Annotated in this window: 21 protein-coding genes and 1 pseudogene; 5 read left to right on the top strand and 17 right to left on the bottom strand. The window is 44.7% G+C overall.

Annotated features, from left to right (window positions below; translation table 11 throughout):
* Positions 1-123: 123 nt before the first annotated feature.
* A complete protein-coding gene (fdxA, locus tag JMX98_RS01975) occupies positions 124-447 on the top strand; it encodes a ferredoxin FdxA (RefSeq protein WP_011279554.1) in 324 nt (107 codons plus the stop codon).
* Between the two features lie 90 nt (positions 448-537).
* Here fdxA and JMX98_RS01980 read toward each other — a convergent pair whose 3' ends face one another.
* The gene (locus JMX98_RS01980; protein WP_201584199.1) at positions 538-792 is read right to left on the bottom strand and encodes a pilin; all 255 of its coding nucleotides are present in this window, start codon (positions 790-792) and stop codon (positions 538-540) included.
* Positions 793-1,269: 477 nt separating this feature from the next.
* Between JMX98_RS01980 and JMX98_RS14045 the strand changes: the two genes are divergently transcribed.
* The 4 genes from JMX98_RS14045 (at position 1,270) to tfpZ (ending at position 3,392) form a co-directional block, all read left to right on the top strand.
* Positions 1,270-1,359: a hypothetical protein gene (locus tag JMX98_RS14045; protein WP_265089347.1), complete on the top strand. Its 90-nt coding sequence runs from the start codon at positions 1,270-1,272 to the stop codon at positions 1,357-1,359.
* Positions 1,360-1,392: 33 nt separating this feature from the next.
* Positions 1,393-1,608, top strand: a complete 216-nt coding sequence (locus JMX98_RS01990) for a type II toxin-antitoxin system Phd/YefM family antitoxin (protein ID WP_201584201.1) — start codon at positions 1,393-1,395, stop codon at positions 1,606-1,608.
* A gap of 403 nt (positions 1,609-2,011) precedes the next feature.
* Positions 2,012-2,569 carry a pilin gene (locus JMX98_RS01995; protein WP_201584204.1) on the top strand — a complete coding sequence of 186 codons (558 nt, stop codon included), beginning with the start codon at positions 2,012-2,014 and terminating at the stop codon, positions 2,567-2,569.
* Positions 2,570-2,660: 91 nt separating this feature from the next.
* Complete coding sequence (gene tfpZ, locus JMX98_RS02000) at positions 2,661-3,392, top strand: TfpX/TfpZ family type IV pilin accessory protein (RefSeq protein WP_201584205.1); 732 nt, start codon at positions 2,661-2,663, stop codon at positions 3,390-3,392.
* A 71-nt stretch (positions 3,393-3,463) separates the two neighbouring features.
* On the opposite strand, the gene JMX98_RS02005 is transcribed toward tfpZ, so the two are convergent.
* The 16 genes and pseudogenes from JMX98_RS02005 to gspF all read right to left on the bottom strand — a co-directional run bounded on the left by JMX98_RS02005 (position 3,464) and on the right by gspF (position 21,910).
* The gene (locus tag JMX98_RS02005; protein WP_201584207.1) at positions 3,464-3,823 is read right to left on the bottom strand and encodes a hypothetical protein; all 360 of its coding nucleotides are present in this window, start codon (positions 3,821-3,823) and stop codon (positions 3,464-3,466) included.
* Positions 3,824-3,826: 3 nt separating this feature from the next.
* Positions 3,827-4,342 (bottom strand): annotated as a pseudogene (locus JMX98_RS02010) (hypothetical protein); the annotation flags it as partial.
* 43 nt (positions 4,343-4,385) lie between these two features.
* Entirely contained in the window at positions 4,386-5,267 is an 882-nt protein-coding gene (locus JMX98_RS02015; protein ID WP_201584209.1) for an IS982 family transposase, read from the bottom strand.
* Between the two features lie 171 nt (positions 5,268-5,438).
* Positions 5,439-5,951: a type IV pilin protein gene (locus tag JMX98_RS02020; RefSeq protein WP_201584212.1), complete on the bottom strand. Its 513-nt coding sequence runs from the start codon at positions 5,949-5,951 to the stop codon at positions 5,439-5,441.
* Complete coding sequence (locus JMX98_RS02025) at positions 5,945-6,451, bottom strand: type IV pilin protein (RefSeq protein ID WP_201584214.1); 507 nt, start codon at positions 6,449-6,451, stop codon at positions 5,945-5,947. The genes JMX98_RS02020 and JMX98_RS02025 overlap by 7 nt, the downstream gene beginning before the upstream one ends.
* Before the next feature lies 1 nt (position 6,452).
* Entirely contained in the window at positions 6,453-10,133 is a 3,681-nt protein-coding gene (locus tag JMX98_RS02030; RefSeq protein WP_201584217.1) for a hypothetical protein, read from the bottom strand.
* A gap of 144 nt (positions 10,134-10,277) precedes the next feature.
* Complete coding sequence (locus tag JMX98_RS02035) at positions 10,278-11,066, bottom strand: PilX N-terminal domain-containing pilus assembly protein (protein WP_413786500.1); 789 nt, start codon at positions 11,064-11,066, stop codon at positions 10,278-10,280.
* Positions 11,063-12,160, bottom strand: coding sequence for a PilW family protein (locus JMX98_RS02040; protein WP_413786501.1), 1,098 nt, complete (start codon positions 12,158-12,160; stop codon positions 11,063-11,065). Before JMX98_RS02040 ends, JMX98_RS02035 begins: the two co-directional genes overlap by 4 nt.
* Position 12,161: 1 nt before the next feature.
* Entirely contained in the window at positions 12,162-12,755 is a 594-nt protein-coding gene (gene pilV, locus JMX98_RS02045) for a type IV pilus modification protein PilV (protein ID WP_201584225.1), read from the bottom strand.
* A complete protein-coding gene (locus JMX98_RS02050) occupies positions 12,755-13,219 on the bottom strand; it encodes a GspH/FimT family pseudopilin (protein WP_201584535.1) in 465 nt (154 codons plus the stop codon). The genes pilV and JMX98_RS02050 overlap by 1 nt, the downstream gene beginning before the upstream one ends.
* A 388-nt stretch (positions 13,220-13,607) precedes the next feature.
* Positions 13,608-14,432: a ComF family protein gene (locus JMX98_RS02055; protein ID WP_227679967.1), complete on the bottom strand. Its 825-nt coding sequence runs from the start codon at positions 14,430-14,432 to the stop codon at positions 13,608-13,610.
* A 46-nt stretch (positions 14,433-14,478) separates the two neighbouring features.
* Positions 14,479-15,963 carry a phospholipase A gene (locus JMX98_RS02060; protein WP_201584227.1) on the bottom strand — a complete coding sequence of 495 codons (1,485 nt, stop codon included), beginning with the start codon at positions 15,961-15,963 and terminating at the stop codon, positions 14,479-14,481.
* A 524-nt stretch (positions 15,964-16,487) separates the two neighbouring features.
* Positions 16,488-18,707 (bottom strand): protein-disulfide reductase DsbD, encoded by a 2,220-nt coding sequence (dsbD, locus tag JMX98_RS02065; RefSeq protein WP_201584229.1) that lies wholly within the window; start codon positions 18,705-18,707, stop codon positions 16,488-16,490.
* Between the two features lie 51 nt (positions 18,708-18,758).
* Positions 18,759-19,298, bottom strand: coding sequence for a protein-disulfide reductase DsbD domain-containing protein (locus tag JMX98_RS02070; protein WP_201584231.1), 540 nt, complete (start codon positions 19,296-19,298; stop codon positions 18,759-18,761).
* Positions 19,299-19,737: 439 nt separating this feature from the next.
* Positions 19,738-20,199 carry a type II secretion system major pseudopilin GspG gene (gspG, locus tag JMX98_RS02075; protein ID WP_201584539.1) on the bottom strand — a complete coding sequence of 154 codons (462 nt, stop codon included), beginning with the start codon at positions 20,197-20,199 and terminating at the stop codon, positions 19,738-19,740.
* A gap of 508 nt (positions 20,200-20,707) precedes the next feature.
* Complete coding sequence (gspF, locus tag JMX98_RS02080; protein WP_192994451.1) at positions 20,708-21,910, bottom strand: type II secretion system inner membrane protein GspF; 1,203 nt, start codon at positions 21,908-21,910, stop codon at positions 20,708-20,710.
* Positions 21,911-21,920 lie beyond the last annotated feature (10 nt).

A 21,920-nucleotide genomic window follows, 5' to 3' on the forward strand; every position in this document is an offset into this window, starting at 1 on the left:
ATGGTGCATCATTAAGCAGACTGCCGCGACGAGTGAGTATCGCGATCGCCGTCATACTCGCCGCGGTAGGCGCTGACGATACAGGCACCATATCAGCCAAATCAATAACAGGTAGACATCACTATGACCTTTGTCGTTACAGATAACTGCATTCTTTGCAAATACACCGACTGTGTGGAAGTCTGTCCTGTGGACTGCTTTTATGAAGGACCAAACTTTTTGGTCATCGACCCTGATGAATGCATCGACTGCGCGCTATGTGAGCCTGAATGTCCGGCCAATGCCATCTTCTCAGAAGACGAGGTGCCGAAGGGGCAAGAGATGTTCACTCAGCTAAATGAAGAGCTGGCGCAAAAATGGCCAAACATCACAGAGATGAAAGAGCAGATGCCAGAAGCCGCCAAATGGGACGGCGTCGAGGGTAAGATTCAGTATTTAGAGAAGTAGGCAGCCTGATCGCACTTTGATGCGGGGATAGAAATCCCGTCAATAAAAACCACCGAGTGGCAACTGCTGTTCGGTGGTTTTTTATCATAACTACTGACAAGCTTGTGGTAGATATGCGTCTTTGATACCCGCACTTGCCTGACATTGCCACGTCCCATCCGCTAAATAATCAAGGCTGAGCGTCTGCGCTTGCAAATAAGGCAGGTTTTGAATACGGCAAATAATAGCATTTGCTGTCGTACTGCCAGCCTGCGGAGCTGTGACACTAAACTGACAATATTTGGTCTGGGCTGGCATATTTAGCCCACGAGGACTAAAATCTGTCACCCCTGCGCCACATTCCATAAGTCACTTTATATGGACACGCTCCAAACTGTTGAATTCTATTCATTTACTCCATTTTATATTTTGTCCATATAGACATGCTTTTATAACGACAAATTTTTCACGTTTGTCCATATCCTCAAAAAATGCGTAAAGTGTTAAAAACGTGTTTTAGTCCGCCTAATTAAAAATGAGCAATAGATCTCTTGCATAAGTCATTGCTAGCCCTTGATACTCCGTTAACGAAGGCTAATAAAACGGTACTTTTGCAAGAGGTCTAATCACCAAAAGAAACTTTTGTATCTTACCGACCTTAAAATTTTATGCTCAAAAACAGATGAATGATGACCAACAATGAATGTATAGAAATACATCTAGATGCTGAAACAAAGCAATTGGCAGAACGAACTGCCGCTACTCTAGGCTACGCTACACTCACCGAGTTTTTTTTATTTAATTCAAAATCACGCACCACAAGTTTTACAAGAACACTCTCACATTCAATTAAGTCATGCTCAGTTCAAGCAATTTGTTGAAGTATGTCAAACTCAAAATAAGGTCCCTACCCGATTAAAACAGACTACCTAGCTTTTAGATAAAGAAAATTTTTAAGGAGCAGAAATGAAAGTCATTACATGTGCTGAGCTGCAAGACGATTTAGCGGATATACTCGATTACGTTATAGACGATCATGCACCTGTACTTATTAATAGAGAAGATAAACAAGCCGTGGTGATAATAAGTCTAGATGATTGTAATACCTTTAAAGAAACAGCGTACCTACTCAAAAGTCCTGCCAATGCAAAACGGTTACGCGATTCAATCGCGCAAATTTAAACAACTGAAATAACGTGTCATAAACTCAGTAAAGAGTGAGATTGAGATGCACTGGCAATGGCAATGGCAATGGCAGAAATAGCGCCCGACTATATCCAGAAAATTTCAAGCGATAGACTTCAACATAAAGAACGACATCACAACACCTAAAAAAGAACAACCGAATATATGTGATACGCATCACACAATGACAATATTTGTCCAAAGTATAAGATTTAACCTGACAAAATTTGTCACTTTTTAACAAAAATATACAATGCAGTTTATAGTCTAAATTTTTTTATGTATAAGATGCTGTTTTTCTGTGTAAATTGTCTATAATAAAAGTTGGCACGTTTAGTGCTACTATTAAAATAGCTTACAAAGCTTATAATTAAATTAACAAACATTTGTGGAGAATGTTATGAATGCACAGAAAGGCTTTACATTGATCGAACTTATGATTGTGGTCGCTATTATTGGTATTTTGGCGGCGGTTGCACTTCCTGCTTACCAAGACTATACAGTCCGTGCGAAAGTATCTGAAGCAATCCTTGCAGGTTCTGCATGTCGTACAGCCGTGACTGAAGCAATTCAAAATGGAGTAGTTCCAAGCGCAGGTAACTGGGGTTGTGAACAAGGTAAAGATGCTGCGGGAACTGATCCTGCTGAACGTGCTTCTAAAATGGTAGCAAAAGTAGATGTAAATTCTACCAATCTTCCAGGTCAGATCACTATTTTATTATCAACATTACCTGAATTAAAGCAAGCGTCTAATACTGCTATCGTTATGACACCAATGATCGATTCGACGACTCCTCTTAAAGGTACACCAGTTCCAAATGAAGATGGTAAATTTACATTTGATTCTGTGGCTTCTGCTGGTATTTCAGAGTGGTCTTGTGGTCCTCAAAGTGGTACCAATGGGACACCAACAAAATACTTACCTGCAACTTGCCGTACAGAACAATCATTCCCTTAATTATGCATGATGTAAAAAAGCTGACTTCGGTCAGCTTTTTTATTGAACCATTAAACCCCGAGATTTTATTTTTAGATAGAAGACCATAATAATGTCAAAGCGTTTACGTTTTTTTATGGGGCATTTAACCATATCATTTTGTATTGCACTTGTAATATTAGGTTTGGTATATGGTATATGGTACCCGGTTCCTTTGGCAAAAGCAGTGGGTGTGACACATATTTTTTTAATGCTGCTTGCAATTGATGTGATTTTAGGTCCTATTCTTGGTTTTGTCGTCTATAAAGAGGCAAAGAAAACGCTCAAGTTTGATCTTAGCGTGATTATTTTAATTCAAATCGCGGCACTTGTTTTTGGTGTGTATAACATTGCGCAAGCACGACCTGCATGGGTAGTATTTAATACAGACCGTTTTGAACTCATCCGTAATAATGATCTTGTCCTATCCGAAAAAGCACCTCAAGATGAATTTGCACAAGTAAGCTGGGTGGGTCCACAATGGGCAGCAGTAAAAGTCACCAACGATGTACAACAAAAAAATGAAGACTTATTTGCAGAAGCTTTAGGTGGGCTTTCGATCGCACAGCGTCCTGAACGTTATATTGATATTGATGAAGAAAAAGCAACTTTACGGAAAAGAGCTTTACCTTTGAGTGGTTTATATCAATATAACGACAAACAGCAGGTGAATACAGTACTTGCTAAGTATCCTCAAGCAAATCATTGGTTACCAATGAAAGCATTATCTATAGATATGGTGGTTTTAGTCAATAAAGAATCTGCAAGCATCATCAAAATAGTAGACTTAAGACCGTGGAAATAAGTTTAACGGCATATTTTTTAACTCCGTTTATTAAAAAGCCACTAAGTTCATAAACTGAGTGGCTATATCAATCAAATAGTCCGAGTACTTTGTCTCAGCTCAAAATTTTCTAGCAATAAAGAATTACACTTTTCCAAAAGTTTTTCATAATCTTCTTTCAGCTGCTCATAATCACTTTTCACCGCTTTGGTCTTAGTTTTCGCTTGCTCAATTTGCTGGGCAGGCGAAAGAACATTTTGCCCTGCTGCCTGTGCAGCTTGCTCAATTGCCTCAATTAATGCAGCATGACGGCTCTTCTTAATCGAGCCTCGTTTTCGTCCAGCCTCCATTGCAACCGTATCGTTATTAATGGCAGAGCCTTTCGGTAGAACCTCTGGTTTGTTGGCTTTTAATCGCTCTAAAGCAGCGTAATAATCATTAAGTGCACTCATATTTTACACCTCAATATTCAAAATTTGAATTTTTTGGATCATTTTATGCAGCGCCAGAATATCACTGTCCATTTGCCCGTATATCAGACTGTTCTGTACTTGCATATCTCGCTGCCGTTGTAGTCGCTGAACCGCTTTTTGCATTTTTTCAGCACTTGTTGCATCAAACACAGCATGGGCACAACTCAAACAACTGGTAATCGCAGTAAATGAAATTTTTTCGCAAGAATCAGGATTAGTACAAGCACCCAAAAGACTCGGTTTGTAAGCAATTTCCCCTTTTTTCATGCGCTTAATCGCTTCATCACGGTTTGGAAATACAGTGAGTAATTGCTCGCGGTCTTTTTGTAGCTGCAAATAGGTTCCTGCCCCACCAAGTAAACGGCTAGTACTATTAATTACACCATCTTCAAACTGAGCATAAGAATGTACCAAGCGCTGATATTCTAGTTCTTGAATAAACTCTTTTTGACTGTCACTCACTAAAATATTTGGTGCAAATACCGCATTATTACGGTAACCCCAGTTCGGGATAAGCCACATTGTAACTCATTGATACTATTTACAATATTGCTACCTGTCCCTGCTGAGGCATATTTTTGATGGTGGGTTTATAGGGAAACCAGCAATAAGCAATTAAACCTGACAGCAAGTTTGTGATAAACCCCGTGACACTACGATGGCGTGAGTGTTCGATTTGGCACAAGTTTTTAAGCTCTCCAAACACCGTTTCAACCAAAGAGCGATGATTGAGTAGTGCCTCATCCATAGGCTCAAGTAATTGGGGTTTCATATTACGCCGAAGTTTGGTTATCAACGTGGTATCACTGTGTTTTGTGAGCCACTCGTTTAGGGCTTTACTGATATAGCCTCTATCCCCAAACACCTTGCCAAACACAGGCGTTGCCATATCCTTAACAGGCACTCTGTCATCCGTATTACCCGCAGTGACTTTAACAGATACAAGCTCGCCCTTATGATTGATAATGGCGTGCAGCTTAAAGCCATAGAACCAGCCCATGCTGCTTTTGCCTCGGGTTGCAAGTCCCTTAAAGACTTTATGACGGTAGATACGCTTGTTATGACAAACTGCTATCTTGGTTGAATCAATATAGCTGATACCCGTACAGTCGCCCATCATGCTTTGCAAGTAGCTGCACAGTGGTATGATACTGCGCGGCACAAGCTCTATAAATCGCGAGTAGCTCGGCAGGTTTGGAAACTCCCGTTTCATCATGCCATGCATATGGTGGTAGTAAAAAGACTTAAACTGTCGATACCGCAGTTGATGAAACAGTATCAAGATGGTCATCATCTCTGATACACTTATCTGGCATGCTCTTAACCTTTGGTGTCCCGTTGCGATTAAATGAGCGTCAAACTCAGGTTTGAATTGCTGATAAAAGTCGTCAATATGGCAGTATAGTTCGGTTAGGTTGTCCATGTAAGAAGTCCTTTTTGCTTAAGTGGTCTTGGTAAACTTACTTTAGCAACTTTGGACTTCTTTTTTATCTTTTTTTTGAGCGCTTATCCCGAACTGGGGTTAATATAACAAAGCGTAACTTTGTTTGACGTTTTTTGTCAGCTATTGCTTAGACTGACTTAAATTTGTCAGTTATCGCCATTCATCCCCTGTGCCGCAATTCTTATTAGCACCGCTACCCCTACATTTCTCTCCACTACTATCCAAAGTCATAGTTTCATTAAGTTTCATGGCATTGTCAGTTGCCATTTTAGTGCCACTGATAGGGGTGGCGGTGAGCGTCCATTGCTCGCCTCCTAAATTAGTTCCACTTACCGGCGCGATAGTCACGTTATACAATGGCGTTCCTGAGTTTGGAAAAGTGGTACTAGCTCCGGTTAGCGTATTGCTAAATATCTCACTGAGCGGGATACGATCATAGCGTCTATATGTGATTTTATTGGCTTCTATTCTTGATGCTATCTGCTGCATTTCCGTCATCATATCGACGCGCTTGGTCTTTATGACGTAAGACTGATAACTAGGATAAGCAATCGCTGCGAGTACACCGATGATGGCGACGACGATCATCAGCTCTATCAGAGTAAAGCCAGTTTGGCGGGTATATTTGATCGATATGTTTGTTGATGATACTGACACTACCATGTCGTCGCTCCTATACAATCCGCCTTTGTAATATCAAACGCATCATTACTGGCGCAGCGTAATCCTTGACTTGATAATAAGAAACTATCAGCGCCTACTAGATCGACAGGGGTTGCTACCATAATCCAGTTGTTAGCGCGGCCGCTACCTTGATGCAAAGTGCTAAAGGTCGCTGAGGGCGGGTTGCCTACTAGATGACCTAACGTGATAGTGTAGCGCGGATTGGTCGCTGGCTGATTGATCGCGCCTGTAGCGTCGGCGATATTATCTGACTGAGGCTTAAAACCTTTATAGGTCAGTGCTTTTGCTCGCCATTGCTCAAGCTCAACGGACAAGGATAGCATTTTTCGCTGTACGTCTGCTTCAGCATTGCGAATGATATAAGCGCGATAGCTTGGTATGGCAACGGCAGCCAATATAGAGATGATGGCAACTACAACCATCATCTCTATCAGCGTGAAGCCTATCTGTCTGGTCGAGTGGCTACTCTTAGACAACATATCAATGTTCCATCCAACTAAGTGGATTGATACGTTTATCTGTATTAATACCTCCATCTACGCCACAACTTAGGCCAACACATTCCTTGAATATATCATTCCCATCTTTATCCTTATTGTCATTACAATCGCCACTTGGGCAAATGAGATCAGGCTCACACTCATCGCCCTCACAGCGATTTACTAGACTTGAAAACACAGCTGTATCGTTGTATTGGCTGATAATGTTATCCACGATACCTGAACCTGCAATGAAAGTTGAACGCGGTGTTGGCTGTTCTTCCGAACAACTGCCATAGGGCAGGCAGGTACGCTCTCTCTGGGTTGAGCCTTTGACACCTGCACTACAAGCTTGGATATCTTGCCCTTCATCAGGGTTGTATGTCGAGGATATCAGTACGCCAGCGATAGCATCCGGCTCATTAAACATCTTCAGCTTGTATGGATCCGTATCAGATACTTCGCCATCATCCCAGTACGTAAAGGGCATATACCAGCCTTGTACTGTATTGTTAATCATGTTTTGTCTAATTCCGTCTGTACCGATATCTGATTCAGTAAAGGTCAGCTGTTTGAGCTCGTTACTTGTTATGCCATCATCAGGTGTACGTAAGCTTATCGTAGAGGCTGCATCACTATCATAATCAAACAGATCTCTGCGGCTGACGTCTTTGTCGATAACGGTATATAGCGCATCAGGGGTATTTCTCTTAGCCGATACTGGGCTACTACGATCGCCCGTCCCTACCGTTATCATTGTCTGTACACCTGAATATGTACCCTTGTTGCCAGCCGCATCTTCATAGTCATATTTTCCATTGTAGAACGTAATCAGTGGGCGCTCGTAGATACGGGGCGGCGCGTCGGTGTCGGTGTCGGTGGTGCCAGTCGCTTGATCGCTAACGTCTAGCACTTTTACCACACGGTCTACTTTGAAGTTATCAGTATCTTTATTATTGTTGATATCAGCGCGCCATACTTGCCCGCCTAGATCAGCGAAGTAAATATGATCAGTTAGACCATCGTAGTTACGGTCTATCGCTCGCACTTGGGTGACGATGCTGTGTTTTAAATCATCATCCCTAGAGTATTGCAATGAGGTACTGCGAGAAGTACTGTTTGCTGAATTACCTTCATTACTGGCCCACCATAGTAATTTACCACTATCAGTAGAGGTTTTTATCGTCTCTTCATTAGTATCTTCATCTATCTGAACTTTTCCCATCTGCACCATATACATGGCATTACCCTGTGCCGCCGTTTTAATGCAATCAGCTCCTGCGTTATCTCCTAGCTTAAATTGTGGATCTTCATAACAGTCATCATAGCCACCTGGTAAGAAACTCACCATGACACGCTCGCCACCGCTTTTGACATAGCCAAGGGTCGGTTTGCCCCATGTCTGTCCCATCCGCGCATAGGCTTTTTGTTCAAGCGTCGCCCCATCCATGCTAGCGATAGAACCATTTCTGTTGCCTTTTACATCTGTACTGAGCCCTTTTTGGCGATTGGCATAGTTGGAGCCAACGCTATAGATCATTTTAGGCTCATCGACATCGGTGACATCTAAAGCGTAATACATCGAACCGCCCATACGTAAGCCGCCAAGTGCGAAGCTTTGCGCCGCTTCATAAGTATTGGTCGTCTTTGCCTCTTCACCCTCACCTTCAGTCTTTGATTTGGTCGTGTACGATACATAAGTCAGCCAAGGGGCATCGACGCCATAAGGATAGCTATCGTCTACCGCAGTGCCATTACCATTACTCGCTAGTGCATCTGGCTGCAAATCAAGGATTTGTTTGGGAACAAAAGTAAAGGTCTCTTTACCCGTACTGTCATCTAGCATATGCAGCGCGCCGTCCATAGAGCCGTAGATGATATAGTCTTTACGAGTGCTAGTGTCGAACTGTCCAGAGGCATCAACCTTTATCGATTGGGTGATCAGCTGAGGTGTAGAATGTAGGACGCCACCGATATTTTTTGACAACTTATTTTTGGATGACGTCAGCGTCGTGCTGTTGTTTATCGTTTTATCTGATGGTTCACTATACCCCATAAAATTAAGCAGCGTCAGCTTTTGAGGATTGGTATAGCCTGCCAAAGGTTCAAAGTTAATAGGCTTTTGATTGGTAACTTTGAGATTGGTCAGACTATTGCCTGTATTGACGAATAAATTCCTATCGCCCACTAACGGTGCATTAGCATTTTCGAATACCTGTTGGTATGCCCCCCCAACTTGTGGCAGACCGCCATCAGGTTTTGTGGTATCAGGACGATCGATACCAATCGTATTCCAGATATCATGAGTATTTTTGGCAAACAAACCCGTATTATCTTCGAAGACAAAATCACCATCATCACCTGTTAACGTGCCATTCACGACATTGTACTTTTTGAGATTACCGTTCCATAGCTTCGGGGAGCCAGGTACCGGTTCAAGAATCGGCAAATAAGCAAATTTACGCGACTTCAGACCGCCTAGACTATCAAGCGGTACAGACATCGTGCCTGTGGAGATGGATTCAATCTCTGTACTTCCCACTTCTGCGATAAAGGATTTGACACTGGCAGCTATTTCTTGAGACTCTTCAGTATAATAAAATCCGCCTTCACCATGTTCTTGACCCTTTTCGCCAAGCTTGCATAAATTTTTGGCATCTTGGCTGATACCTGATGCATCACATTGATAGACATCTACCGTTTCAGGAGGCTTACCCGGTCTATTGATAACCTTGCGGACTGTCCCTTTTTCTTTGAGCTTCTTATAGACGTTACCAAAGCCCACGGTTGCGGTTGCGATATTATCTTTTTTGGCATTGTCCTTGCTATATAGTGCTTTGGCATACTCACCAATACATTCCCACCCCGGAGAACCTTGCCCTGAATCTTGATATACTGTTCCGGTAGAGTCAAGTCCCGACTGACAAGAACTCCCGATTGAACGAGAACCGCCTACTAAACTGGTATTCATTAGACTTCGAGTATTTGATTCTGAGAAAACGCCGTTAGGCTCACCATCGGTCAAAAAGTAAACCCCATAGCCATCACACTGGGCTGGTCTATTAGGCATAGGCGAAGAAGTATAGGAAGGATTGCTGGCGTTGGTTCTTGTCCCTAGCATATAGGCGCCAGCTTCAGCGTAAGCATTGGCTATGGGCGTCGTCGTTGTCGGTTCTAAGGCAATTATTTTATTAATCAATACTCTTCTATTCGCTAGTGTCAAATCAGTGATTTGGGCATCTATCTTGCCGCCATTGCCCAAAAAGCTCCCTACGCCAATCTTGTATTTGGTTAGGTCAACATCTGCACCGAACCCTTGATCACTTTTGGGATTGGCAAGTAAAGGAATGAGCGCCCTTTTTAACCGCGACATGCGATCATAGTATGGCAGGCCATCTTTAGTACGATAATAAACTCGGTAGCTAACCTGACCAACATCGACCCCTTCGTCATTATATAATCGCTGTGGCTCCATTCTATCGTAGGTAATATACCTTGGAAAACAGAATAAGCAATCTTTTATCCGTATTGGGTCTATATTGTAATCATCTTTGATACTATCAAAGCCGCTACTATGACCCATACTAATCGAGTTATCTAACATCATCAGAATAGAAGCATTACCATTACTTGATGCTTGGTAAATCTCACGATCAGAGGTATGACCTGCGCTCGTTGCCATACAGCTCATTATGACAGTCGATAATAGTTTTACAGACCAGCCTCTAACAGTAGCATGTGCTTTATCATTTTTAATTCTTTGTAAGACTTTCATAATAGTTACCCATGTGTGTTTGAGGTTGTGAGAAACGAATCACTATTTTCGTTAGCTGCCAGAAATACACTCGACACCGACAGGCTGATTTAGATAGATTTGCTGCTGCGTCTGAAACGGCACACCAAGTGCGGTCAAGCAGCTATCTACTGTATCAGTACCTGTACGCGGTTTCTTAAGACAACTTGCGATAGCAGACATCGGTTCTTGAGACAGTGCTGGTATGACTGAGGTGACATAACCGACAAAGGTCGTACACTCTATCGTCGTATTACTGCCATTTTCTGGTTTGTCAAAATTATTAGAATAGGTTCCCACAACTTCTCTATCAAGGATGCCTTCGTCATCGGTAATAACAGGTCTGACAAAGGTCATCTGCGTCATTACTCTGCCTTCACTAACATAATCGTCATCGTTGGTAGGATCACAGTAACCGTTGTTTCTGCTGTTCAATAATCCACCGTTTTTATTGAGCTCACTAATCTCTAAAATACTAAATAGCCTAGTACTACGAGGTCGTACGCAAAAGCTTACTTCATGTCCCTCTCTTTGTGTCGCTGACATGTAACCCTTGAGCGTATCAACATTACCCCGACGCTCACTTAAGATTCTATCCTCTTTCTCTACTTTCATTAAAGCGGCATCGTTTGCCTGAAACAATATTTTGTTTACTTGATCTGCAGTCGCTACTTTTAGATCTGTAGTGCTTTGTCTCACTGCAATCGTGCCCACTATCATAATTAATATAAGTACAAACAACACTACAATAAGTACTGCGCCTGACTGATTATGAGCACCTAAAGATGAGCTAGGATAGCTTATAGAAGGTCGCTTTCTCATAATCCACCTCTGGCATTGCGTAATAGTATCGTACTCTCATAGACACTACGTAGATAAGTAGGGCCTGCGATAGTGTCTGTGTTGAGGGTTGCATCTGCTATATCGAGTATATCAAAGCTCAATTCGCTATTAGACTGCTGAGTCGCTGTTGGATTATCCGATCGTGATAATATGCCTATCTGTAAGCTTACAATACGCTGATCTGAATCCAAACTGCTAGGCGCTGGAATTGGCATATAAGCGATATTTGCTTCGTCAGGATAGGTGGCAAATCCTATACTGTCTGATATGCCTAATAGCACTCTAAAGTAGTCGACATTGGGTATGATTATTGTGCCGTTACCAGATAGATTGTTATCTTTAGTATCACCGTCAGAGTCGACGTAGCTTGCAATATCAAGACCAGTACTACTTCCAGCAATATCTTCATCGTAATTATAAATGGCCGAAGCGCATGCTAATCCTAATGTGTTTGGGGTAACCGTCTCATCTAGACGCACAAAGTAACGCTCGATCACATAGAACCCTTCTGGAATAGCGTTACCTTGACAATCAAACAAATCATCTCTACCTGCTTGATACTGAATAGTTAATTGATCGCTATTACCCACGCTTAGGTTACTGCTACTTCCCGTCCATGCACTTTTAGATAGTAAGTCTGTTGATATGGGATCACCATACAACACCAAACCCGATAAATTGCCACTTAACCATTTTCCTGGGGCAGACAAGCTACCATCCGGCGCTGTCAACACTACGCCTCCTTGCGGTGTCAAATGATTCATAAAGAACTCATCATGAGCATTGGACGGTTTTGCACCATAGTTGGTACGCCTTAGATGCTGTTGAATTTGAGAAAAACCAAAAATAGCGTTGTCTTGAAGTTGTGAGCTCGCTTCTTGTCGTCGACTATTGATCGAACTGGTATAAAATATCTGTAATGCAGCTGCTGAGACCAAAAGTCCAAGTACTAAAGCGATCATTAGTTCGACCAAAGTAAAACCGCTTTCTTTTTGGAGTACTTGTATATGACTGTAGAGTAGCCTGCTCTTCATAATTTTTGATGAGAGTGATCCGTGATGATTTAAATTCATATCATATCTCCATCATCATACAAGTAGCTTTAGAATGATAACTACCACCTGCGACTTCTAACTTATCGTCATCTCCGATTACTCTTTCAGTCAAACAGTCAGTTTCGTCATCTGTACCGATAGTAGGCGTAGTTTCTCCCCATGCAGATATTAGACAATATGAATACATAATATTATCGGCAGCATCAGCACCTGTACCACCAGTATTAGGGCAAGGGTGCATTTGTATTTGAAACTCATAGTTTTGTAATTCTGCCTTGAGCGTGTAGCTCTCTGCCTCGGCTAACTCTGTTGGACTACAAAGCTGATTAACTGACGTTCCGTCTAAGCCGCATTTCTTGTTAGGCGCATTAGATGAAGCATATGGTGAATTTAACCCAGTTGCATAAGTCACTATGGCAGAGGGATTCGCATGAATTTTTTCTGCTACATTTCGCATCATTACTAATGATTGAGAGCGTTCCATCGATTCATCAGTAGCCTTGATAGCTTGCGCTTGCAAAGCACTATAGCCAAGTATTGCTATGCTCAGTAGCAATAACGCTACCATAACTTCGATCAGTCCCACGCCTGTTTGTTTGGATGCAATATTCATCAGCAGCTTCCAGAGTTTATAATACTAATATTGGCCACTTTGTTGATACGTACTTGTTTTGGAGTTTCATTGCTCGATCCACTATCACAAACTGTATATACAACATCTTTGTCACTGGTAATTATCTTATTTGGCCGAAAAGTGACTGTCCCTGCAGTACTCGGATTGATAGTGACAGAGCTTTTTTGGTGAACTGGATAAGTAAATAAAACCACGTCATCAGCATCTTGTGCAATGATAGCGTTTGGCGTACTGCTGCTGCGATATGTCATCGCGACCTCTTGTCTTCGGATCACGCTCTCAACCTTCGCCTCCTTTAACGCATTAGCCAACGTATTCGCCGTTGCCTTTACGCGCTGATTGGCCAACTGCGTACTAATGCTAGGCGCCGCGATACCGACAATAATAGCGAGCACAGCGATCGTGACCATCAGTTCAATCAAGGTAAACCCTGAGCTTCTCATTTGTATTGTAGGCGACAGGCTATTCTTAGAGGCTCTCACATCACATTCCTATTTATAACGTCTACCGTCTGTCTCATAACGATCCATTTGCCAGTAGTCAATCTAAAATACCTCGTAACTCTTACCTGCTAAAACATTTAACTACCAATCAGTAGGGAGAGGTCACTTTCTTTTATTCTTCACTATAAGACATGCAATTTTTGTTCCATAAAACCACATGCCAGCTACATAAAAATATATTTTAAATCAGGTACTTAAAAACCAATTCTAGCTTTCGATTAATATCAGCTAACAAATTTATATATATTGATTTAATAATATATCGGTTAGGCAACATCTTAGCAACATATTAGTCATTATAGAAGTACCGTCAATACTTTATAAATGACTAACGATACTGACTCCCATGAGCGAGTGCATAGGCAGATAGGTGGTAGCGGTTGGTCGGCAATGAGGACGCAGAGGCGGTATTGGTAGCAGGCTTATACAAAGCGCGGCCCAGCGCTTGTAGGCTCGCGCCTGTGGTTGCGACATCATCGAACAGCAGTAAACGTTTAACTGGCGGGGTTTCGGTCAGCATAAAAGCATTATTGAGATTACTGAGGCGCTCAGCGCGTGTCAGGCCTTGCTGGCTGACGGTGTGATCGATACGCCGGACACCTTGCCATAGCGGTATCTGCCAATGCTTAGACAGCTGCGCGGCTAAGATACTGACCGGATCAAAGCCACGTTTTACCAGACGTTGAGGGGTGGTTGGCATCGCGACGATGACAGCATTATCGTGATGGCAGCCATGTGGCCGTGGTAGTTGACGAATCGCATGGAGCAGCAGTGGCAGTTTGCTCATGTCTTCGTCATGCTTGAAAGCGCGAATGGCTTGCCGAATAGGATAGTCATAAAAAGTAGACGCCTGAATGCCCAAGACGCTGCCAGCTGCGATATCGACTCTAAATGGTTTGGGCAGCCATGTAATACCATGATGGCAATGAGCACAGAGCAGACCGCGACTCAAGTGACGATGGATATACCGAGCAACCTTACCACGGTAAATATCAGTAAGCATTGAATCAGCAATCGGAGGAGCGGCTGGGGATAGATGAGAAGACAGTAGCTGGGATGGTGCGGTGCTGCGATATACGCGGCATAGCTGGCAGCGTATATCTACATACTCTGCCAGCCATAGTCCAGTTTGATAAGGAGCCAGTCGGCGCATTGCTTGTACTCCTTAGCAGTCAAAGACCGTCGACGTCGATAAGGCCTTAAAACCCCTTCCAATCATTTAAGACGATACCAAAGCCGATAGAGGTGTTTTCGTGGTTATAGTCGATGATAGACTCGCCATAGCCTTGGAACAGCTGTACATAGCCATTGACGTTTTCGGTCAGTGGATAAATGTAATCGATCTGCGCCGCGCCTTTGTTGGTGCTGGGGTTATAGCGCAACGTGCCGCTTAGGCTTTGCTGATCTGGCAGATCGTATAGGAATTTGATATCACCATAGCCCATGTAGTCTTCGATATCAGGGTTGTCTTCGCTGCTGCTGCTTTCGTTATTGACGCGCGCCCAGAGCCGCGGTACGACCGACAACTTACCCCACTCAGCCCCTGCCATCAGATACGCGCGGTTCCACGAACGCGATAACGGATCATCTTGGCCATTAGAGTGGTGAATGGCACCTGCACCTAGCATACGTAGACGGCCGCCAAAGGGTAAATCAGCGGTCACAGGCTGGGTCAAAAATATCTCAGGCTGATAGTCGGTGGCGCGAAATGGCCGAGAGTTGTCCTCGTTATATACCTGCCAATGCGACTCTTGGGTATAGCCAAACCATAAATCAGCGCTACTATCAAACAAGTCCTCTGCCACTTTGGTCTTTAACGACAGCTGAAACTTCAGCTCCGTCTCACGGACGTCATTGGACGTAAAAGGCTCGGTGTCTTGTGAAGGGCTGCTTGGCCCCAAGTTAGGGTCAAAGGTATAAAACAGCGGCAGTAAGTAGGTTGGACGATAAGGTCTGACGGTCCAAGTACCGCGCTCACTGTTTTTATCCAAATCATAAGATAGGCTCAGCGGGGTGTACTTTTCGATGTCCGTTTGCTTGACACCGACACTTTCGAGCACTTTGGCTTCTCGTTGGGTCAACCCCACCGTGTCTAGACTCTGCGTCTCAGGCGAGGACGCAGCTTGTTGGGGCAGCTCGGCAGCGACGGCGCTGCTGCTATCGGTTGTGATGGTAGAGCTTTCTTCTACAAACACCACTTGCGGGTTGCCTGACAGTGTGCTTTGAAAGGTTTTGGCTAAGTCCACAGGCTGTTTGGTGGTGGTATAGCTCGGCGTTTTGCCTTGCTCTGCCACTTTATCAAAACAAGCCAAACGCGCGGTCGCCAGCTGTACCTCGGTACATTCAGCAAACAGTTTTGCTTGTTTGGCGATAAACTCTTTACTGACCACTTTACGGTTTTGCTTACCTGCCTCTGCACTCGCTGGTTGCTCAGTATCGGCCTCGCTGTGCGGCACCTCATAATCCTCATACTCAAACGCTGCGTCTGGAGCTGGCAGCTCCCGATAAGTTTGCTCGTCCATCGCAGCGTGAGCTTGTAAGGCCGTCAAGCTCAAAGCCGCCGCGATTGCAACACATAGATGGCGATGGCTATTTTGACGACAGTTGAGTGATAAGCCATCAGATGGCTGGCTTGTGGCACAGGCTGGCGGTAATTGACGTTGAGTAATGATATGGGCAAACATAGGTGTCCTTTATCTGACCAATAATAAGGTCAGTAGAGTATTTTAGATAATGAATATACCATTAGCATCAGCGCTAATATAAAAACCATTCATTAATGGACATCGAGGGCTGTGCTGACAATTCGCCTAGCCCCTTCAGCATTGTTGCTTTATTGTAATGAAAATATAGACACTATACTAGCGTTATCCTTGCTGCAAATACAGATAATAACAAACACAAAAAGACAAATCTCCGTATGAGCTTACTTTGACTAGCGAGAGACAATAGAGGTTACCATTATATCAAGCACCATGCCTGTATAAACAAACGAGATAAACAGACAAAGACATTTAATACCTATAAAAGCAAATAGTTAGTCGGTCACCCTGCCAATCCCAAGACACCTTACCAAAAAAGCCAAGCTCCTAACATAGTAGGCGCTTGGCTTTTGATTGGCAAAATATACGGCATTAGCTGTTATGTCAGGCGGGTGTTTGAAGGTGAGACATTCACCCTTTTAGCTATTATTCATCCATGTAGGTGATTAGCGATTGAGCGCCTCTAAAGTCTGCTCAAATGCCGAACGCCCGATTTCCCCTACCTGCTGATTGACCAACTGCCCGTCTTGATAATAGAGCAATGCTGGCGGTCCAAATAGTTGATAACGCGCTAAGATGGCTTTTGAGTTCTCTGTCGTCTCTGTGATATCGAGTCTGACCAGCAGCCAGTCTTGCATCTGAGCAGGACGATTGTGAAATAAGTTTTTGTCCATAATACGGCACTCAACACACCACTCTGCTGTCAGATCGACAATGACTTTCGGATTGTCAGCCAAAATAGCATCTAGCTCAGCAAGGGTGGTGATGTGCGCGTCATTGGCGCTCTTGCTCGCACCTGATACACCGTTTGCAGATGTCATCATCATAGGCGCGGCGCTTAAAGAGGCCAGCGGATGCAGACTGTCATCGTTACCCAAAGCGGCACCCACCATCAGACAAGCCGCCCAAATCCCAGCGATTAAGCCCAGTGCTTGGGTTAAGATACGACCTTTACCAAGCCAGCTCCATGCCCATGTCGCCAGCACCATAAACCAAAGTGCCCATACGACCAGCATGACAGGCGAGATAAAGACGCGCTCAATCAGCAGCAGCGCCACAGCAAAAAGCAGCAACGCAAAACCTTGCTTGACCCAGTTCATCCACGCGCCAGCTTTTGGCATGATTTTGCCTTGAGTAGCACCGATTAGGATCAGCGGCGCGGACAGACCGAAACCCAGCATAAATAAAGCGACAAACCCAAGCAGCGGACTGCCAATGGTAGACACCGCCAGCAGCGCGCCAAATAACGGCGCTGAGACACAGGGTGACACCACCAGCGCAGATAAAAAACCAGCGATTAGGCTGCCGCCCGCACTACCAAGCTTGCTATCTCCTGCTTGACTCAAGCGCTGCATCTTACTACTGATGGCATTGGGCAAACGAATACTAAAAACACCCAGCATATATAACGCCAAAAGTACAAACACAATGGCAAAGCTGATTAAGATAATCGGGTTTTGTAGCCAACCGATGATGCCCAAAGACTCACCAAACACCGCAATAACCGCACCTAAAATCCCATAAGCGGTGGCCACCCCAATGGCGTAGCTGCTTGTCAAAAGCACACCACGTTTGACCGTGGGATTGTCTTCACGGGCGACGATATTGGCCACAATGGGTAGCATGGGCAGGACGCAAGGCGTCAATGCCAAGCCCAAACCTGCTAAAAACAGCAAAGCCAATGCCAACCATGGATGAGACGCTAGGCCAAAAGGGTCTCTATCCATCGCGCCGATAGCGGCAGTCTCACTACTACTTGAGGCTCGATCAGAAGACTGCTGGGTGTCTGCTATGGGCACAGCTGCACCGGCAATCTCACCTTCCAATGACACATCGTCTATCAAATCATAGTCGACGACTTCATCATCCATCCGCTCACCAGCAAGGCCGCTGGCACTCTCTGGCGACGCAGCAGCCGATGATGTGGTTAGCGGCTCACTGATGGTCGCCTCATCTCCAGCGTCAGTATCTACGGTATGAGCATCAGCATTGGCCGCAGTGCTTTTAGCTGTCGCGTCTTGGCCAGTCGCTGATGCATTATTAGCGCGGCTCTGGGAGGGTGCAGCGGCGATACTGACTGTGGTTTTTATCTTCTCTGGTGGATAGCATAATCCTGCTTTGGCGCAGCCCTGCCAGCCAATCGTAATCGCAGCATTGTCTAGAGGCTTGCCATCTGTCGTACTCAGCGTGGTGCTCGCCACTACATTGGCCTGATCAAACACTGGCACGCGGCCAAAGGTCGGATCGTCGATAGAAACGGGCTGCTGATTAAAGATAAACGGCGCGGCCTTTACCCCATCAGGCAGTGTCAGCTTGAGCTGATTTTGATAAACATAGTGCTCAGGGGTGATATCAAAATGGATCGACAAGCGCGTGCCAGCTTTGGCAGGGCTGCTGCTACTGCTGACATCAAAAGCTTCATCAACGGATAAAAACTTTTTTTGTGCACGACTGTCACTGCTACCACCAAACAAATCGCCCAATCCTGCTGCGTGCGCGGGCATCGGCGCGCTTAGCCCTGCTAGCAGAGCGCTGGCACTTAGCACAAGTGCCGATAGATAGGGGCGGTTTTTTACACTGTAATAGGGCGCATGCTTGGCTTGTTTAGGAGCGATGGTTTCACGGGTAGTCGTGGTCGGCGGCGGTGTTGCTATATGTGCGGGCATGAAAGGCTACCTATTTATTACTCAGAATCTAATCAAAATGTCAGCAACGGCTTAGCGTGGCACTGCGATATCAACTTTGGTCGCCATCTTTTCTGGTGGATAGCATAGTCCTGCCTTAGCACAGCCCTGCCAATGAATAACCACAGGAACATTTTTTGCGCCCTTGCCATTGGCAGTGGTTAAGGTAGTGGTAGCGGTGACACTTTTTTGGGTAAATACAGGCACCTTGCCAAAGGTCGGATCATCAATGGTCACAGGCTTTTGGTTAAAGGTAAATGGCGTGGCATTGATGCCTTTAGGGAAGCGCAGTTTCAGCTGGTTTTTATAAACGTAATGCTCAGGGGTGATATCAAACGTAATCGACAGCTGCGTGCCTTTTTTGGTGGCCTTGCTGCTGCTATCCACGCTAAACGCTTGCTCAACTGATAAAAACTTTGACGACCCGTTATTGCTGCTGTTAAACAAACCGCTAAGGCTGGCTGCCTGAGCGCTTATGGTTCCCCCTGCTATCAGTGAGCTACTAGCAAGAATGATGGCCGCCGTACGCATACACGCTGACTCGTATTTTGTCGTAGATGTCGATATACCCATAAATGATACCTCTTAATAACTGATGTCAAACTTGATAATGCAGATTAAATCATGCTCAAGGCAGCAAGCCGCTTATGCCGCGCAACATACATTAAAAATAATTATAATATTAATACATATACCGAAACAGTCTATAGCAAAACGCATTCAACAAAGAGTGGTTAACAAAAATCATAATTTCTGTCACTAATAAAAAATATCAACCAATAAGCTGTTATTGGTTGATATCTGATCATTATAAAAAACTGCAAAGCTTGAGCCTGCTTCTTTCTAGAACTGGTACAGTGCTACTGGAATGAGTTTTTCGTAGCCTCTAGGAGAACAGTCCGCAGGTAAATTTATAGCAGTAGCATGGGTAATATCGGCATATTGACGTCATTTTGGACTGCCTTTATTCTTATTCTACGCCGAGATACATTGCTTGCCTTGCTATTATGGACTATAGCTGCGCGTAAATATCCGCATCTTGCCCTTCACCGCCTTGCTGCCCATCCGCCCCTAGTGAAAATAAGTCATAAGGACGACCTTCACTACCTGGCGACACATATTGAAGCTCATTTTCCCAGCCATCTGTCGGATAGCCGCCTTTGATATAGCCACCTTCAGGATAGTTTTTGGCATCAGCAGGCGGTGTGGTCAGTGCCTCTAATCCTTGCGCGGTGGTGGGATAACGCGAGTTGTCTACTTTATACATATCAAGCGCGTTTGAGACAGTGGCCAGCGCGGTTTCAGTGGTTTTGATACGGGCTCTATCGCTTTGCCCCACCACTTTGGGTACCACAAGGCCTGCTAGGATGGCCAAAATGACAATCACCACCATAATCTCGATCAAGGTAAAGCCGGACTGGCCACTCCGCTTCGCATGAGTGGTATTTATCGGGCTGCTACCTGTATTGTCCATCATCATCTGTGCTCGGGGGGCGGCTTGGGTTTTGTCAGTCATTATCATCACTTTTATCATCGCAGTTGTGTCAGTTATCAGGGTGCTTAAATGGCGTTTAATGCTTGGCGCTACTTGGCGCTCCTTGGCGCATGATTACCTGATTTGATTTATTTGCCGTTATCTATCGATATAGGCACCATGGTCACTATAGACCATGATTTTATTTTTATCCAGCGCCGCCAGATGACTTGTCTTATGAATTTATCTTTTTTGGCTTTGTATCTTTTTTGGTTTTCTAAACCATCGGGCAGGCTGTAGAGAAACTGACGCTGGTTACTATAGCTTACTATGGGGGTTGGCAGAAGTTTATCTTACTCGCAGTCAATAATGTACAACAGTAAGTAAAGCTTGAGCAAGCTGGCGGGCGTTTAAGCAAGATAGACCCACGGCTCACTGTTACCTAATCGCCCATACAGTCCGCTTAAAACAAGTCTATATCGTCGATTCACCTTAAATTACATAGCGTTTAACCGGCCAAATCATTCATATTGACAATCGGTAGCATCACTGCCATGACGATAATCATCACCACCACGCCCATCAATACCAGCATCAACGGCTCAAGTAATGACAGTAACGTACTGATAAAGTTGGTGGCTTCGGCCTCTTGCATATTGGCCGCTCGACTGAGCATGTTTTCCAGCTCGCCTGAGTTTTCGCCGCTTTTGATCATCTGCACCATCATCGGCGGAAAATAGGAGGATTTTTCTAACTGCGTAGAGAGGCTGGCGCCTTCTGTGACTCGATCGGCTGCACTCACAATGGTTTGTTTGATATGTAAGTTGGTCGTCACCGCCGCACCGATATGTAGGGCTTCAATCAGCGGCACCCCTGAGCGCACCAATATCGCCAAAGTACTGGCAAAGCGCGCGGCATTGAGTCCCTTAGACAAGCGCGCCAATATCGGTAGCTTGAGTACCAGACTGTCAATGGCCAGCTTGCCCGCTTGCGTTTGGGCAAAGCGATAACACAAAAATGCCAGCGCAGCCAATACCAACAGCATCAGCCACCACCACTGAGTGATAAAATTGGACAGTGTGAGTACGATTTGGGTAATCAGCGGTAGCGCTTGCTCTGATTGCTCAAAGACCTTGACGATTTTTGGCACCACAAAACTCATCAAGCCCATGATTACTCCGACCGCCATCACCATCAGCACAATCGGATAGACCATTGCTCCTTGGATTTTCTTTTGTAAAGCAAAACGGTTTTCGGTGTAATCTGCCAATTGGTTGAGGATCAAATCCAAATGACCAGATTTCTCGCCTGCGGCAATGGTGGCGATATATAGCGGCGGAAAGCTGGCTGCTTGCTGTAGTGCGCGCGCAAGACTCAAGCCTTCTAACACATGCGAGCGCACGGCAAGCATGAGAGATTTGATATGCGTCTTTGGTGATTGTTTGGCGACGGCGGCTAGGGTTTCTTCTAATGGAATACCTGCTGCCAGCAAGACAGACAGCTGACGGGTTAAGAGCGCCAGCTCATAAGCGGAGGGCTTTTTATAGCGGTTTTTATGCTTAGCTTGTCTGTCATTAACGGCACTGACTTCCACGGGCGTCCACTGCTTATCACGCAGCTGCTGGCGTATCTGCCGCGCCGAATCGCCCTCGAGCAGGCCTTTTTGCATACTGCCGCGCTCATCAAGCGCTTTAAAATGATAGGCTGGCATAGCAGCAGAT

It is taken from the genome of Psychrobacter sp. HII-4 (genome assembly GCF_904846595.1).
GTDB lineage: Bacteria > Pseudomonadota > Gammaproteobacteria > Pseudomonadales > Moraxellaceae > Psychrobacter > Psychrobacter celer.